The 16,554-nt window shown below is 50.5% G+C and carries 18 protein-coding genes; all 18 read right to left on the reverse strand.

Annotation, left to right across the window (positions count from 1 at the left end):
* Positions 1-19 precede the first annotated feature (19 nt).
* Positions 20-1,120, reverse strand: a complete 1,101-nt coding sequence (locus Q0757_RS07720) for a prephenate dehydrogenase (protein WP_298785952.1) — start codon at positions 1,118-1,120, stop codon at positions 20-22.
* A gap of 81 nt (positions 1,121-1,201) precedes the next feature.
* Positions 1,202-2,302, reverse strand: a complete 1,101-nt coding sequence (gene hisC / locus Q0757_RS07725; protein ID WP_298786164.1) for a histidinol-phosphate transaminase — start codon at positions 2,300-2,302, stop codon at positions 1,202-1,204.
* Between the two features lie 35 nt (positions 2,303-2,337).
* Complete coding sequence (gene trpA / locus Q0757_RS07730) at positions 2,338-3,162, reverse strand: tryptophan synthase subunit alpha (protein ID WP_298785955.1); 825 nt, start codon at positions 3,160-3,162, stop codon at positions 2,338-2,340.
* Positions 3,155-4,357 carry a tryptophan synthase subunit beta gene (trpB, locus tag Q0757_RS07735; RefSeq protein WP_298785957.1) on the reverse strand — a complete coding sequence of 401 codons (1,203 nt, stop codon included), beginning with the start codon at positions 4,355-4,357 and terminating at the stop codon, positions 3,155-3,157. Before trpB ends, trpA begins: the two co-directional genes overlap by 8 nt.
* Positions 4,335-5,000 carry a phosphoribosylanthranilate isomerase gene (locus tag Q0757_RS07740; RefSeq protein WP_298785959.1) on the reverse strand — a complete coding sequence of 222 codons (666 nt, stop codon included), beginning with the start codon at positions 4,998-5,000 and terminating at the stop codon, positions 4,335-4,337. Before Q0757_RS07740 ends, trpB begins: the two co-directional genes overlap by 23 nt.
* Positions 4,975-5,757: an indole-3-glycerol phosphate synthase TrpC gene (gene trpC, locus Q0757_RS07745; RefSeq protein WP_298785960.1), complete on the reverse strand. Its 783-nt coding sequence runs from the start codon at positions 5,755-5,757 to the stop codon at positions 4,975-4,977. Before trpC ends, Q0757_RS07740 begins: the two co-directional genes overlap by 26 nt.
* Positions 5,750-6,775, reverse strand: coding sequence for an anthranilate phosphoribosyltransferase (gene trpD, locus Q0757_RS07750; protein ID WP_298785962.1), 1,026 nt, complete (start codon positions 6,773-6,775; stop codon positions 5,750-5,752). The genes trpC and trpD overlap by 8 nt, the downstream gene beginning before the upstream one ends.
* Complete coding sequence (gene trpE / locus Q0757_RS07755; RefSeq protein ID WP_298785964.1) at positions 6,768-8,276, reverse strand: anthranilate synthase component I; 1,509 nt, start codon at positions 8,274-8,276, stop codon at positions 6,768-6,770. The genes trpD and trpE overlap by 8 nt, the downstream gene beginning before the upstream one ends.
* A 240-nt stretch (positions 8,277-8,516) precedes the next feature.
* Positions 8,517-8,897, reverse strand: coding sequence for a chorismate mutase (gene aroH, locus Q0757_RS07760; RefSeq protein ID WP_298785966.1), 381 nt, complete (start codon positions 8,895-8,897; stop codon positions 8,517-8,519).
* A 13-nt stretch (positions 8,898-8,910) separates the two neighbouring features.
* Complete coding sequence (gene aroB / locus Q0757_RS07765) at positions 8,911-9,990, reverse strand: 3-dehydroquinate synthase (RefSeq protein ID WP_298785968.1); 1,080 nt, start codon at positions 9,988-9,990, stop codon at positions 8,911-8,913.
* Positions 9,991-9,993: 3 nt separating this feature from the next.
* Positions 9,994-11,166 (reverse strand): chorismate synthase, encoded by a 1,173-nt coding sequence (gene aroC, locus Q0757_RS07770; protein WP_298785970.1) that lies wholly within the window; start codon positions 11,164-11,166, stop codon positions 9,994-9,996.
* A gap of 113 nt (positions 11,167-11,279) precedes the next feature.
* Positions 11,280-12,095 carry a protein-glutamate O-methyltransferase CheR gene (locus tag Q0757_RS07775; protein WP_298785972.1) on the reverse strand — a complete coding sequence of 272 codons (816 nt, stop codon included), beginning with the start codon at positions 12,093-12,095 and terminating at the stop codon, positions 11,280-11,282.
* 183 nt (positions 12,096-12,278) lie between these two features.
* Positions 12,279-12,452 carry a YqaE/Pmp3 family membrane protein gene (locus tag Q0757_RS07780; protein ID WP_022792269.1) on the reverse strand — a complete coding sequence of 58 codons (174 nt, stop codon included), beginning with the start codon at positions 12,450-12,452 and terminating at the stop codon, positions 12,279-12,281.
* A gap of 69 nt (positions 12,453-12,521) precedes the next feature.
* Positions 12,522-12,971, reverse strand: a complete 450-nt coding sequence (ndk, locus tag Q0757_RS07785; RefSeq protein WP_298785976.1) for a nucleoside-diphosphate kinase — start codon at positions 12,969-12,971, stop codon at positions 12,522-12,524.
* Between the two features lie 83 nt (positions 12,972-13,054).
* On the reverse strand, positions 13,055-14,035 hold the full coding sequence (gene hepT, locus Q0757_RS07790; RefSeq protein ID WP_366139523.1) for a heptaprenyl diphosphate synthase component II: 981 nt from the start codon (positions 14,033-14,035) through the stop codon (positions 13,055-13,057).
* A gap of 2 nt (positions 14,036-14,037) precedes the next feature.
* Positions 14,038-14,898, reverse strand: a complete 861-nt coding sequence (locus Q0757_RS07795; RefSeq protein WP_298785978.1) for a menaquinone biosynthesis protein — start codon at positions 14,896-14,898, stop codon at positions 14,038-14,040.
* Positions 14,899-14,948: 50 nt separating this feature from the next.
* Positions 14,949-15,809 (reverse strand): UbiA-like polyprenyltransferase, encoded by an 861-nt coding sequence (locus tag Q0757_RS07800; RefSeq protein ID WP_298785979.1) that lies wholly within the window; start codon positions 15,807-15,809, stop codon positions 14,949-14,951.
* A gap of 30 nt (positions 15,810-15,839) precedes the next feature.
* Complete coding sequence (locus Q0757_RS07805) at positions 15,840-16,544, reverse strand: demethylmenaquinone methyltransferase (RefSeq protein WP_298785981.1); 705 nt, start codon at positions 16,542-16,544, stop codon at positions 15,840-15,842.
* Positions 16,545-16,554: the final 10 nt, after the last annotated feature.

Below are 16,554 nucleotides of genomic sequence, written 5' to 3' on the forward strand. Positions count from 1 at the left end.
TTTTTTATCCTTTTTTCGGTTAACCAATGTAGGATTCATAATCGTGCTTTTCAAGCTGCTGCATGCCGGCCCGCCGGTCGTCTTCAGTACGGAACGTCAACTGCAGCACGCCCATAATGTCCTCTCTCGTCTCAAGGATCCGGATATTGATAATACTGATGCCGGTCCGGCCAAGAATTCCGGTTACATCCGAGATAACTCCGGGATGGTCCGGCACGTCGACAAACAGGTCATAAATGGCCGGTATGGCCCCCTGCTTCTTGGCAGGCAGTCCATCACGATAGGACTTGGCATGCTCAAAAAACTGGTAAATCTGCTCTTTATCCCCCGCGGCAAGCATCTGTTCAATGGCGCTCATCTGCTGCTTCCAGTCCTCCATCAGCTGCCGCATCACGTCATTGTTTTTCAGCAGAATATCCGTCCACATTTCCGGGCTGGCTGAAGCGATTCTCGTAATATCCCGGAACCCTCCGGCAGCGAGCTTTGTCACCCATGCCTGTTCGTCCTCCATCCCCTTCACCTGATGCACAAGGGCCGATGCCACAATATGCGGAAAATGACTGATGACGCCTGTCAGCAGGTCGTGCTGTTCGTAGGAGAGCTCAATAAATTTCGCCTGTGTGCCCTGAAGCCAATCTTTAATCTCACCAATCTTTTCAGAAGAGCCCGGCCCGTTTGGCACCAGCACGTAGTAGGCATTTTCAAACAGACGGACACGGGCAGCGTGGACACCGCTTTTATGGGAACCGGCCATGGGATGGCCGCCAATAAAATGAACGTTCTTTTCCGAAAGAACGTCTGCCTGCTCGCAGATCGATGTTTTTGTACTGCCGACGTCGGTAACGATAGCTCCGGGCTTTAAAGGCATGCCAGCCAGCTGCACGAGCAATTTCTCAGTGGTGGCAACCGGAGTGGCAAGCACAACCAGATCTGCTTCTTTTACAGCGTTCTCCAGGTCCGGGGCAGCCTCATCAATAACACTCAAGGATACCGCCAGCTTTGTCTGGGCTTCATCTACATCTGTTCCTGTAATATAAACACCGGGATGTTCCTGTTTGATGGCAAGGGCAATTGACCCTCCGATCAGTCCCAGCCCGATAACTGCTGCTTTTTTCTGCATCTGTTTCCCTCCAGGCCTCTCTTTGTTTCCATAAATAAAAACACCCAGCCCCGAGCGGAGCCGGATTCCGGGTGTTGTCCGCTAAAGCCTGGCCTGCTGACGTTCAAGCACTTCACTCAGCGTCTGGCGAAAAGCTTCATTCTGCTCTTCGGTCCCTATCGTTACACGGATCGATTCCGGATAGCCGAGAGCTTCTCCTGAGCGGATGATGATACCCTTTTTCAGCATTTCGTCAAAAACAACGCTTCCTGCAACTCCTGTATGAATCAGCAGAAAATTGGTCTGCGAAGGGACATAGTCCAGGCCCTGTTCTTCACAGAAGGCTGTCATTTTATCGAGTTCAGTTTTATTTTTCGTCCGGCACTTCTCAATAAAGCCGTGGTCCTTCAAGGCTGCCGTTGCCGCCCGCTGAGCTACAGCTGTAACGTTGAACGGAGGCCGGACCGGATCCAGGGACTGAATCAACTCTTCATGGCTTACGCCATAACCGACCCGGAGAGAGGCCAGACCATAAGCCTTTGAGAATGTACGCAAAAGAAGAAGGTTCGGGTACTCCTGCAGCAGCTTCAGCGTATCCGGATAATCCTTTGCGGTCACGTATTCAATGTAAGCCTCGTCCGAAACGACTAGTACGTTTTCCGGCACCCGATCGAGAAATGCCACAAATGCTTCATCATTTATATAGGCACCGGACGGATTGTTCGGGTTACATACCCAGACAATACGTGTCTGTTCATCAATCGCTTCAAGCATTGCTTCGAGCTGATGTTCTCCGTCCACTGCCGGAATTTCACGGATTTCCGCTCCTTCAATGGCCGCATTATGCTTGTACTGCGAAAACGATGGCACCGCCATGACGGTATTTGTGTCCGGCCCAAGCATGGCCCGGCAGAGCATTAAAATCACCTCGTCGGAACCGGCCCCAAACAGCAGCTGCTTTTCTCCAACATTCAGCTCCTCGGCCACTGCCTGGCGGAGCTCAGCTGCATAACCATCCGGATAAATTTCCGGATCGGCGGCCGCTTCTTCGATTGCTTGTTTGGCCTCCGGCGGGGCACCGTATGGATTTTCGTTGGAAGCCATTTTATGGACGGTGGTCAGTCCAAGCTCCCGTTTCACTTCTTCAATTGGTTTTCCCGGCTGGTAAGGCGTCATGCCTTTGATTTGTTTTTTAATATACAACTTTGTCACCTCGTCTTTGTATGCTGATTACTATCTTACGACGAAATTAGCCCGGAGACAAAGGTTTTAATTTCGTTCAGTGCCTGCTCGCGCTCTGTCTTTTCAGCCGAAACGAGTGCCTCCTGCTCCTGTTCGACGATTTTCATAATCGCACTGCCGACAACAATGCCATCGCTCACGCCGTCAAGCAGCTCCACCTGCCGGCGGTTGGAGATGCCAAATCCAACAGCGACCGGCACCGTGCTTGCTTCTTTTACTTTGCGGATAAACGCATAGGCCTCATCCGGGAAAGCGTCTCTCGTACCTGTTACACCAAGACTTGAAACGCAGTACAGAAAGCCCTGGGCCTGGGAGGCAATTTTTTCAATACGGTGGGCTGACGTCGGCGCCACAAGTGAAATGACCGACAACTCCTTCTCTCTTGCAAGCTCACTGATAAAACTGCTTTCTTCCATGGGAAGATCCGGAATCAGTACCCCGTTCGCTCCCGCGGACGCCGCTTCTTTGACAAACGTTTCTTCTCCCATGCGGAGCACGGGATTGACGTAGGAAAACACGACGACCGGAATCGTCAGTCCGCGTTCTCTCATCGTCCGGATCATGCGCAGAGCCCCTTTCAGGCTCATACCTCCTTTGAGTGCGCGCTGGGCTGAGCGCTGAAGCAGCGGCCCATCAGCCAGCGGATCAGAGTACGGAATGCCAAGCTCTAAAATATGGGCGCCCGCTTCCTGAAGCGAAAGAGCAATTGAAATGGTCGCTTCCTCATCCGGGTCCCCTGCCATAATAAATGGCACAAACAGAGGGTAAGGCGCCTGCGCTGCTGCTTCTTCCACAGACAGCACATTTGTTGCTTTATTCATCACTGCTCTCTCCTTCCATGCGGCGGCGGATCGTTTCAACGTCTTTATCTCCACGCCCCGAGAGGCAGATAACGATTCGTTCATTTCTGTCCATCTGTTTGGCCTTTTCAAATGCCAGGTAGAGCGCGTGAGAGGATTCAATTGCCGGTAGAATACCTTCTTTCTTCGTTAACAGCGAAAGTGCTTCAAGCGATTGTTCGTCTGTCACGCCCGTGTATTCCACGCGGCCGCTTTCGGCCAGATGGGCGTGCTCCGGACCAATGCCCGGGTAGTCCAGTCCGGCAGAAATAGAATACGGCTCAATAATCTGTCCATTTTCGTCCTGGATTAAATACGTCAGTGACCCGTGAATGACCCCGCGGGTACCCTTTGAAATCGTTGCTGCGTGCAATGCTGTATGAATTCCCATACCAGCTGCCTCTGCCCCGTAAAGCTTTACATCGTCTTCCAGAAACGGATAAAACATGCCGATCGCATTGCTCCCGCCTCCCACGCATGCTGCAATCGCATCCGGAAGAGCGCCGCAACGCGTCTGCATCTGCCGTTTCGTTTCATCGCCGATGATCCGCTGGTAGTTCCGCACAATCATTGGATATGGATGCGGACCAACGACTGAACCGATTAAATAAAACGTATCTTCGACGTTGGTCACCCAGTAACGGATCGCTTCATTGGTGGCATCCTTTAAGGTTTTGTTTCCGGACGATGCAGGCAGTACTTCTGCTCCCAGCAGCTCCATGCGGAAAACATTCAGTGCCTGCCGCTCCATATCCTCTTCGCCCATAAACACCTTGCACTCCAGCCCAAACTTAGCACAGACGGTCGCCGTCGCCACGCCGTGCTGGCCGGCACCTGTTTCGGCAACGATTTTTGATTTCCCCATGCGTCTTGCCAGAAGCACCTGGCCGATGGCATTGTTTAATTTATGGGCACCGGTATGAAGAAGATCCTCCCGTTTTAAATAAATCTGAGCTCCGCCCAGATGCTCCGTCAAATGCCCTGCAAACGTCAGCGGCGTTTCGCGGCCGGCATATTCACGCAGAATATCCTGGTACTCCTCGTGAAAGGATTCATCCTCCCAGGCAGCGTTAAATGCCTCTTCAAGCTCCTCCAGTGCATACATGAGCGTTTCGGGTACATATTTTCCGCCATAATCCCCGTACCGTCCATGTTCATCGGGATATATCTGCTGCATAGCTATTCAACCTCTTCTCTAATTGTTCTAATAAACCGGCATCTTTTATTCCGTCTTTTTCCAGTCCGCTGGAAATGTCAATACCTGCCGGATGATACGCAAGCAGGTCTTCAACATTTTCCGGGCGAACTCCTCCTGCGATAAATAGCGGAAGCCGGTGGGCTTTTCCGGCTTTAATATAGCCCGGCACGTGCTCCCAGGCGAAGGATTCGCCGGAGCCTCCAAACCGGCCATTGACTTTGGCGTCGATGATGAAGCCATCCACGTAGTCCGCATAGGCATCAATCTGTTGATGCGTATATTCTCCGTGCGGCAGGGCTTTCCAAACATTCTTGCCAGTACGGTGCCGAATGATCGCCGCTTCTTCCGGCGGCTCCTCGCCGTGCAGCTGAATCACGTCTGCCTGTATTTCTTCCACGGTCGCAATCACTCTTCGCACCGGCGCATTCACAAACAGGGCGGTAACCTTTTTACCGTGCAGCGGGTGGACCTGCAGCCACTCGCGAACGGCTCCCGGCTCCACTTCCCGTTTCCCCGGGGCAAATACAAACCCCGCAAAGTCAGCAGAGGAAGAAGCTGCAAGCCGCACATCATTTTCGGAGTGCAGGCCGCACATTTTAAACATCGGTGTCTGTGGAGGCATGCTCGTTCACTCCCCGCAGTTTTAGTAAAGCTTCACGTACGTCCGGCTGCCTCATCAGGGATTCACCGACAAGCGCCGCCTCTGCCCCGAGCAGCTGTATATAATCAAGGTCTTCGTTTGTCCGGATGCCACTTTCACTGACGAGTACGCTGCCTTCCGGTATAAACGAAGCTGCTTTTCCTGTCTGCCCGAGTTCTGTATGAAACGTATGAAGATCACGGTTGTTGATGCCGATAATTTCCGGCGTAAACTGATGGAGAAGGTCGTGCAGCTTTTCGGGGGAATGTGCTTCTACAAGCACCTCCATCCCGAGCCCGTAAGCCTGCCGGTACAATTCGTGCAGCTTTTCCGGCGCAAGGGCTTCTGCGATCAGTAAAATAACGTCTGCCCCGATCGCTGCACTTTCCTCCACCTGTCTGGTATCAATAATAAAGTCCTTGCGCAGTACAGGCAGAGAAGATATTTTTTTGACCGCTGTCAGATAGCTGCTGCTTCCCTGAAAATACGTTTCATCCGTCAGCACCGACAGGGCAGCGGCACCTCCCTGTTCATAGCCAAGAGCGATGGCCTCCGGATCAAAATCGCTCCGTATCAGTCCTTTGGAGGGCGAAGCTTTTTTGACCTCCGCAATAATCTGTACGTTCTGCGGATCCTGCTGAAGTGCTTTTTTCAGTGAATAAAACGGTACATCCGGACGCTCACCAACCGTAATATGGGAGAGCTCCTCCTGTTTAGTTTGCAGTATTTTTTCAAGCATACGTTGATTTAACCTCATTTCCCCGCAGGCGCTGCAGCTGCTGTTCGGCTTTGCCCCCGCGGATGACTTCCTCCGCAAGCTGCACACCGTCTGCGATTGTTTCTGCCCGGCCGGCAGCATAAAATGCAGCACCCATGTTTAATAGTAAAATATCTTTTGCGGCTCCCGTTTCTGAGCCGTTAAAAATGCTTTCAATCAGCGCTGCGCTTTCTTCGGCTGTCTCCACCTGCACCTCTTCGACGGGAGCTCTCTTCAGCCCTGCCTCTTCCGGCGTAATTTCATATTTCGTAATTTCACCGTCGCGAAGCTCCGTAATATAGGTACTGTCCGAAATTGTCATTTCATCCAGTCCATCTCTGCCGGTCACAAATAACGCCCGGCTCGCACCTAGATTTTTCAGTACGTAGGCCATTTTCTCTCCGTATTCCCGGTCAAACACACCGACCACCTGAATATCAGCATTTGCCGGATTTGTTAACGGCCCGAGCACGTTAAAGATTGTACGAAAACCGAGTTCTTTTCTTGGGGTGCCTGCATGCTTCATCGCTACGTGGTAAAGCGGGGCAAACAAAAAGGCAAGCCCTTTTTCCTGCAGTGCTTTAACCGCTTCCTCAGGTCCTGACTGCACGGGCACCTGCAGTGTTTCCAATACGTCGGCGCTGCCGCTTTTGGATGATACCGAGCGGTTGCCGTGCTTGGCTACCTTGATTCCCGCTCCGCTTAACGCGATCGCAGAAGCAGTGGAAATATTGTACGTTGAACTTACGTCGCCGCCGGTTCCGCACGTATCGAGAAGAGAAGGCTCCTCATGCTCTAATGAAAGGGCGTGACGTCGCATACTGCGGACAAATCCGGTCAGCTCTTCCACAGTCTCGCCCCGAAACCGCATAATGGAAATAAGACCGGCAATCTGACTCGGTGTAGCCTCTCCCTGCATAATAAAGTCCATTGCCTGTTCTGCTTCCTGTTCTTTTAGTGTATGCCCCTCAATACATTTATTCAACAGTGCTTTAAGCATGAATATTCTCTCCCTTCTCATCGGTGAACATTGCTTCGGCAGCGGCTACAGTACGAAGAAGAGCGGCTGCTTTATTCTGCGTCTCTTCGTATTCCGATGCCGGGTCTGAATCGGCAACGATACCAGCACCGGCCTGGACCTTTGCCGTCTGATTTTCCACAAGCATCGTCCGGATGGCAATGCAGGAGTCAATGTTGCCGTCAAAGCCCATATAGCACACAGCACCGGCATACATTCCGCGTCTTGTCGGCTCGAGTTCCTTTAAAATTTCCATCGCACGGATTTTCGGTGCTCCGGAAACGGTTCCGGCCGGGAAAGCAGACTGGAGAGCTGCGACCGGGGAAACGAAAGGAGAAAGCCTTCCTGTCACCTTCGAAATAATATGCATCACGTGAGAAAAACGGACTGTTTCTAGCAGCACCGGCGTTTCCACCGTGCCGTAGGAGGCAATTCGGCCAACATCATTTCGAGCCAAATCAACGAGCATAAAGTGCTCCGCCCGCTCTTTTTCATCGGCAAGCAGTTCTTCTTCGAGTGCTTTATCTTCTGTGTCAGTCTGTCCCCGTTTGCGGGTTCCGGCAATCGGATGAATTTCCACGTGACCGTCCAGCACCTGCACGAGCCGTTCCGGAGAGCTTCCCACCACTTCAGTTTCGCCAAGCCGCAGGTAAAACAAGTACGGCGACGGATTAATCATGCGAAGCACCCGGTAAAGGTCGAAGCCACTCACTGTTGTCGGCAGCTCAAAGCGCTGGGACAGCACTGTCTGAAACACGTCTCCGGCTACAATATATTCTTTAATTTTCTCCACCGCATCCATGAAATCTTCCTTCGAATAATTGGACTGGACCCGGCTGAAGTCCACGGCTGTATTTTTTTCAAGCGGCGGATACATTGCGGAGCCGGAATTACCGTTCTGAAGACTTTTTTGAAGCTTTCCTACCGTTGCCTTCGCTTCCTCAAAGCGTTTTTCAGTTTCTTTCTCTGTATGTTCATCATAATAGATGATCGTCAGTTCTTTGTTCGTCTGATCAAGTGCCATAATCGTGCGGCAGTACACAAAGTGTATGCGTGATTCCGGGGCGTTCTCCGGCGCAAGCTTTGGCTCAAACAATTCCACAGCATCGTACGAGAGGGCACCGACAGCACCGCCTTTAAATGGGAGATCCACATCCGGCAGCGAAGGATCAATATAGTCTGTCGCCTGCTGCATGCAGGCTTCCAGATCGGAAGCTGTAAGTATGAGGGCGCCGTCCGTTTTCTCGAGACGGAATTCTCCTCCCTGCTCTACAATCCGGTAGGAGGGGTGAAGCCCGACAAACGAGTAGCGCGACCATGGAGAGGCTTCGTCTTTACTTTCAAGCAGATATACTGCGTCCTCCTGAAAGTGACGAAATACATCAATGGGGGTGAGGGTATCGGAAAAGTAATGCTCCATATATGGAATTGTGCGGTGGGATAAAGACTCGTCAGTGAATGCCTGCTTCGTTGTTTTGGTCACGGTTTTTCCTCCTTTAATAGGAAAAGCATGCCAGAACACGAGAAAAACCTCTCTGCGGACAGAGAGGCATGATAGAAGAGAACCCTGCATATACTACGCAGGATTTATTGGTTAAATGTGTTGTCAGGTATCTTCTATTCTCCGCTATTCTGCCTCTGCTCTTCTAACTCTCTATGCTGCCTCCGGTGGCAGCGCTCATCTATACCTTAACTGTCGTTACTCTAGCTTATACTTATCCTACTAGGAATCCTTCTGCTTTGTCAATCCAAGGTCCGGACGAAGCGCCACCGCTTCGTTTAAAAAGATATGCTGCACATCTTTTGCAGGTACATTTACATCCGCAGTCATCATCACACGGATGCAACGCTCCAGGCTGCCAGGCACCGGGATTTCCTGGGCACACATTACCGGAACAAACTCCCATCCAGGAATCTCCCTCGCTGCTTTTGCCGGAAAAGCAGCATCCAGATCAGAAGTGACCGTAAACCAAATATGCGATACCTGGTCTGCGGTAATATGATTTTCCGCTATCATTTCCTTAAGTACCCGTCCGGTTTCTTCCCAGATCTCTTCTGCGTGGTTTTCTTTTACCGTTGTTGCACCCCGTACACCTCGTATCACTGTTGTCACCTGCCTATTTATAATAGCGATCGAGCAGCTGCCTGATCGTGTTTTCTTCCACTTTTGCTGTCAGCGGCTTCCCCGGCTTTTCGAGCAGTACGTAATGAATATCCCCGTAGGAAGCTTTTTTATCTCTTTTCATCGCCTCCACTAGCGTGTCAGCTGAAAGTCCGCCTGGGGCGTCCACCGGGTAGCCCAGTGATTCGAGCCATGCTTTTTCTTTTTCCAGATCCCAGTGGCCTGCCCCTTCGTAATTACTTACCGCAAGAGCAAACCACAGACCGGTCGCCACTCCTTCTCCGTGCGTGATACGTCCGTAGCCCATTTCTTTCTCCAGGGCATGCCCAAGTGTGTGCCCCAGATTCAAAAAGGCCCGCACGCCCTGCTCGCGTTCATCCTCTTCGACAATACGCGCTTTGACTTCAATCGACCGTTTAATCCAGGAAGCTACTTCGGGCGACTTCATATCCTCCACGCTCTGCACGCGGGCTTTTAAATCCTGCAAAAAGACCTCTCCGTCAAGGTAGGCGTGCTTGATCATTTCGGCAAAGCCGGAGCGCCACTCGGCGTCGGGCAGGGTGTGCAGTGTCTGCGTGTCATATATGACAGCCAGAGGCGGATGGAAGGCACCGGCCAGGTTTTTGCCTGCACGCAGGTTAATGCCCGTCTTCCCTCCTACGCTGCTGTCCTGGGCAAGAAGAGTGGTCGGCAGCTGAATATAGTCTACTCCCCTCATGTATCCGGCCGCTGCGAACCCGGTCAAATCACCTGCAACACCCCCGCCGAGCGCCACAAATACCGACTTTCTGTCCATTTCGCTTTCCGCCGCGAACTCCCACAGCCGGGAAAGCTCCTCCACCGATTTGGACTGCTCTCCTGACGGCATAACATAGGTGCTCACAGGCAGAAGCCGGGCCAGCTGGCTTTCTGTTTCTTCCCGGTAGAGGGCTTCCACCGCCTCGTCCACGACGAGCAGGAAACGGCTGCTGTCTGCTGTTATCTCCTTTAAAACGGCTGCAAGCTGATAGCGGAGCCCTCCCCCGATTATTACCGGGTAGCTTCTTTTCTCCGCCTGTATCTGTACAGTTTCCATCGGTTAAAAATCCTTCGCTTCCTGTACGTACTCTTCAAAGTTCCGGCGGATACGGTCAACATTATCTGTGCCGAACATATCCAGAAAGGAGACGGCTACCTCAAACGCCACGACGTTTTCCATTACAACCGAAGCAGCAGGCACCGCACAGCTGTCCGAACGCTCAATGCTCGCTTTAAACGGTTCTTTGGAATCAATATCTACGCTTTGCAGCGGCTTATAGAGGGTCGGGATCGGCTTCATCACGCCCTGGATGACCACCGGCATGCCATTGGTCATCCCGCCTTCAAATCCGCCAAGGTTGTTCGTGCTCCGGTAATAGCCGTTCTCTTCGTCCCAGACAATCTCGTCATGCACCTGGCTTCCCGGCCGGTTAGCCGCTTCAAAGCCGATACCAACTTCAGCCCCTTTAAAGGCATTAATGCTTGCAACCGCGCCGACGATTTTGCCATCAAGCTTGTGATCATACTGCACGTGACTGCCCAAACCTACCGGCAGGCCTTCCACTACAGTCTGGACAACGCCGCCAATGGAATCGCCATCCGCCTTCGCCTTGTCGATCGCTTCCATCATTTGTTTCTCCGCTTCAGGGTCCAGGCAGCGGACTGGAGACGCTTCTGACTTTTCCTGAAGCTCCTGCATGGAGGAATAAGACGTCTGTGCTGAATGAATACCACCTATCGTAAGAACCTGGCCTCCAACTTCTATTCCGAAGGTTTTGAGAATTTTTTTTGCCAGTGCCCCTGCCATCACCCGGGCAGTTGTTTCTCTGGCCGAGGAACGCTCGAGCACGTTTCTCATGTCACGATGCCCGTATTTAATAGCCCCGTTCAAATCTGCGTGCCCGGGACGGGGACGGGTAATTTTGCGCTTCACTTTTTCCGCTTCCTCTTCAGAGAGCGGTTCGGTGCCCATAATCTTTTCCCAGTGCACAAAATCGTCATTTTCGACGACCATTGTAATTGGTGCGCCGGTTGTTTTCCCGTGCCGGACCCCGCTTAAAAACTTCACCTTATCTTTTTCGATCTGCATTCTGCGGCCGCGTCCGTATCCACCCTGCCGTCTTGCAAGCTCCTGGTTGATATCCTCTTCAAGAAGCTCCATCTGTGCCGGAACTCCCTCAACGATCGTTGTCTGCTGTGGTCCGTGTGATTCTCCTGCGGTTAAAAATCTCATATGTGCCATCTCTCCCCTTTGCTCCATACGTATCTCTTTAGTGCTTTTATGCAGTAAATGATAACATAATCCTCTATTTAGTGAAACTGCCTTCTTTCATCTTCCTGAAAAGCTTAGCTTTTGCGGTAAAAAAAGGTACCGGCCGGCTCAAACTTATACTTTTCCGGGTGAAACATCTGCTCCGTGCTTCCGACAAACAAAACACCTCCCGGGCGCAGCGCACCGTAGAACTGCTGGTAGATATAATCCTTCGCTTCTTCTGTAAAATAAATCATTACATTTCTGCAAATGATAACATCCACCTCCCTCACTGGATTATCTGCAAGCAGATTCTGCTTTTTAAAGCGAATGTCCCGGGCTGCCGCTTTTGTATCAAACTGGTAGGCCGGCGGACTCGCTTCAAAATATTTCTGCAGATACGCCGGAGGCACATTTTCTACTGCACGGGCCGAGTAGAGACCCATCTGCGCCTGTTCAAGGATGCGGCTGTCTATATCCGTCGCCGTAATGGAAAAGGAAGAACCCGGAAATGCTTCTTTCATCATCATCCAGAGCGAGTACGGTTCTTCACCAGTAGAACACGCTGCAGACCATATGTGCGGATCACTGCGTTTGTTAAGTATTCCCGGAAGAATCGATGTCTGAAGCACCTCCCAACGGGCAGGATTACGAAAAAATTCGGAAACATTGATAGTCATCCGGTCAAGTATTTCCTTCAAAAGCACTTCGTCTCTCTGAAGACCCCGGTCAAATAAATCTGTGAACGAATGAAAACCTTTTTTCTGTAAAAAGGAAAACAGCCGCCGCTTCATCTGCGCCTCTTTGTATAAATGCAGGTCCAGGCCGGTTAGGCCCTTCATTTTTTGCACGAACAAACCGTAATCATCATCCATTTGATTTTCCACTGCTGCATTTTGCCTGCTTGTCATCGTATCCCCACTTTGCTGAGTATCGTTATTATATCACGGCAGCCTTGATTCTTCAGATTCCGATCAAAGATCTTTTTCATTATATCGACCAGCAGAAAGAAAATATTCACCTGATAACCAGGTGAAGGGCTTTTATCAGTAAATAATAAAAAAAGCGGGCCCCCTGCAGGGACACGCTTTAGATTAATACCTTTTCGCCCGTTTTTCCGCTTTGGAATCAGCTACGACGAAGCAGGCGTGAATGGATGCCGGCACCCAGAAAATCAGGAGCAGCAGAAAATTGATAAATGCCTGAAACGGCCGGCCGACGATCAGCACCGCTACCGGCGGCAACAGTATTGCCAGTAAATACATCATTGATTATCACCCTTATCTTGAATTGTCTATAAGAGTGTATTCCCAAAAGTGTATCAGCTTAATCTTGTTTTACAGCCATGCATCGATGGAGCGTTCATATTCGAGTACTTCCTCCGGTTTGAAAAACAAACCGATCTCCCGGTCCGCGCTCTCCAGGGAATCTGAGCCGTGGATAACATTTTTCTCTTTCACGTGCCCGTAATCGCCGCGGATCGTTCCTGCCGGTGCTTCTTTTGGATCTGTTTTCCCGATCAGCAGCCGCGAAATATGTATAGCATCCTGGCCTTCGAGTACTACGGCAAATACGGGGCCCGACGTAATAAAACCGACCAGGTCATTAAAAAAAGGTTTTTCTTTATGTTCTTCGTAATGCTTCTGGGCTAATTCAGGTGAAATCTGCATAAATTTACCGGCGGCGATTTTCAGCCCTTTTTCTTCAAAACGCTGAACAATGCTGCCGACCAGTCCGCGCTGAACCCCGTCCGGCTTAACCATCACAAACGTGCGTTCACTTGTCATATTTTTTCCCCCATCCATTACTAATTACCAAAATTAGTATAGCAAAAGTTGAAAGCGTTAGCAATTACGGACTGGAAGGGGATCTAATATTTTCTGCCGCCAATATACGCAGCTATATCCTTTAAGGAATCCTTTGCCTCTATGTCCGGCAAAGTGGCAATCGCTTCATACGCTTTCTCCAGATAACGCTCACTCATTGTTTTCGCATATTCGATGCCCCCGGAATTATTAACTTCCGACAATATACGTTGCACCTGGCCTTCGTCGACTGCCTCCTCCTGAATAGCTGCACTGATTTTTTCCTGCAGATGCGGATTATGATGCATCGCATACAGCGCAGGCAGCGTTACATTTCCCTGCCTAAGGTCCCCTCCAGCAGGTTTTCCAAGCTCTTTTTCACTCCCGGTAAAATCGAGAATATCATCGATAATCTGGTAGGACATGCCAAGGTGATAGCCGTACCGGTAAAGCTGACGCTGCGTCTTTTTTGATGCTCCGGCGCTTGCAGCACCGAGCTCACAGCCGGCGGCAATCAAAACCGCTGTCTTTCTGCGGATTCTGCGCAGATACGTCCGCAGCGGCTGCTCCCAGTTGTACTGGTCCCGGATCTGTTCGATCTCGCCGACGCATATTTCGATCAGCGTCTTTGAGATAATCCGGTTGATGACAGGGTCTCGGTAATAGGCTGCGCGCTCGACCGCACTTCCAAAGATATAATCGCCGGTGTACATCGCTACTTTGTTGTCCCATGCCGCTTTGACTGTAGATTCGCCCCGGCGCAGCTCAGCATCATCTATCACATCATCATGAACAAGAGAAGCCATGTGTATCAGTTCAAGTGAAGCAGCAGCATGTTTGATATGCCCGATATCATAATTTCCAAATTTCGCACTTAGCAGCACTAAAACCGGCCGGATTCGTTTGCCTCCAGCTTTTAATAAATGATTCGACGCTTCAGTCAGGACGGCGTGCTTCGAGTCCACCGCTTCTTCAAGCGTTTTTTCGATCACTTTTATCTCCGGTTTTAAATCTCTGTACAGATCCATCAGCTTCATCTTATTCACCTTCAAAATAAATAATGCACCTCGTCTCCCGGCTGCAAAATATCTAAACTTTCAACTGCTTCATTTAAATATCCATACTTATAAGCGAGATGGTAATAATAAAGCAGGCCTTCCTGCTCTCTGGTCCCAAGCGTGAAATGAAGCCCCCGGAAGTAGTTCTGCCAATACGTCCTGCTGCCTCCAAGCCTGTGACTGTAATCACTGGCCATTTCGGCAAAATTGTCCTGCTGTGCTGTGCGGCGGCTTTGTAAAAAATCCTGATGCAGAGCAGACCATGTGCTCTCAGCCTGATGGAACGATTCGTTTTGAACAGCAAATACAGCGTAAACCATCGGCAGGCCGGTATGAGCATACCAAAGTTCGCCGAGATCGTAACAGAACCAGTCGCTTTCCTCCCAGGAAGCCCTGATGGCGTCATCGCCAATTAACAGGTAAGCGTCGTTCTGCTCTTTCATTTTCACCGGATCCGGTGCCTGCGTCTGATACTGCGCTTCTGTCACCTGATAGAATTCCCGCAGTATAATTTTCAGCAGATGAACGCTTGTCGCACTTGTCGATGTTAACGCAATCCGCCTCCCCACAAGCTCATCAAGAGGGTAACGGGAATAGAACAAAATGGACCGTACTTTGCCGGCAGAAGCTACACAAAGAGAAGGCAGAAGCGAAAGAGCATGCGTACTGGACCCAAAAGCAAATGAAGATACAGCACTTCCGCTCAGCTTTTGTTCTTCGAGTTTTCGGTTCAGCGAAGCAGGTACGTCCTGTTCGAACTGCACCCCCTCCTGCTCAAGCTTTTGACGGTCGAGATAATAAAAAAACGGTTTTGCGTTCGTATAAGCGATTTCTCCCATTGTTATGGACATAACCATCTCTCCAAATCGTATACATCTTCACTGTACAGGTGTACATGTTTTTACATTAAAATATCTCCAAGGGTAAATACTAATATCACGATGCTGATAATCCCATTCATGGGAAAAAAGGCGACTCCAACCTTCGACAAATCATAAGGCTTCACCAGAGAATGCTCGTAAATCATGATTGCCGCAGCTGCGGCCAGTCCAATAAGATAAAACCAGCTGAGCGGCGAAAGCAGATACAGTGCAAGCAGGGAAATCAGACTGACGAGGTGAAACCCCCGGGAAATGTAAAGAGCTTTCGCAATCCCGAAGCAGGCCGGGATGGAATTCAGCCCGACGCGCTTGTCATACTCCGCATCCTGTGTGGCATAAATTATATCAAATCCACCAATCCACATAGCTACCGCCGTAAACAGCAAAAATGCCTCCGGCTGAAGCGTGCCAGTTACTCCTACCCATCCGCCGAGCGGCGCGATACCAATTGTTATTCCTAAAAACACATGGCAAAGCCAGGTGAAGCGCTTTGTGTAGGAATACAGCGTCATAAAAAAGACAGGAATCGGCAGAAGGTAGACCGCCAGCATGTTTAACTGAAACGCAGCGATAAATAAAACAAAAAAAGATCCAAGCACAAATAAAATGGCTTGACCTCTTGAAACGTCTCCTGCAGGAATGGCACGTGTTTCCGTTCGCGGATTGCGGGCGTCTATTTCTGCATCAATCAGGCGGTTCAACGTCATTGCAGCGCTGCGGGCACCAAACATTGCCAGTGTGATCCATATCCAGTCAGCAATGGAGGGCCAGGAGCCGTTGATCATCAGGCCGCCGAGCGCCGCTCCCAAAAACGCAAAAGGGAGGGCGAATACGGTATGTTCGAATTTTATCATTTCTAAAATGGTTTTAATTTTATTCATTGGTTCAACTTCCTTATCACTGTCATTTTATCACTTTTTGCGTGCAATATGGGCACAGACGGTGCCGGCAGAAAAAGGAGACATCTGCACCCGGCTGAACCCTGCTTCCATGAACATAACCCCAAGCGTTTCTTTTGACGGAAAGGCCATGGTCGATTCCTGGAGCCAACGATATTCATCGTACCGGTTAATCAGCACTTTCCCTATGACCGGCATAACCGACTGAAAATAAAAGGAATAAAATTTTTCTACAAGGCTGTTTTCCGGCCAGGACGTTTCCAGGCACACAGCGGTACCGCCAGGCTTCAGCACCCGCTGCATTTCCTTAAGCACCCGCAGGTAATCGGATACGTTCCGGAGACCGAAGCCTATCGTTACATAATCAAACGAGTCATCCGGAAACGGAAGGCTGTTTACATTTCCATGTATTAAATCGATGTTTGCGAGCTGTTCCCGGTGCACCTTCTCCCGGCCGACCTCCAGCATTTTTTCACTGAAATCAATGCCGGTAGCGCTGCCGCCTTTTCCTACTGCTTTTCCAAGCTGAATCGTCCAGTCTGCCGTGCCACAGCATAAATCGAGCGTTTTCGCTCCACGGTGGACGTTCATCTGCTTCATTGTTTTTTTCCGCCAGCGTTTATGCAGCCGAAAGCTGATCACGCTGTTCATGTGGTCGTAGTTGCCTGAAATAGACTGGAAGACCTGATATACTTTATTTTCTTTTTGGGTAGCCATCATTGAAACC

It is taken from the genome of uncultured Marinococcus sp. (assembly GCF_947493875.1).
Taxonomy (GTDB): domain Bacteria; phylum Bacillota; class Bacilli; order Bacillales; family Marinococcaceae; genus Marinococcus.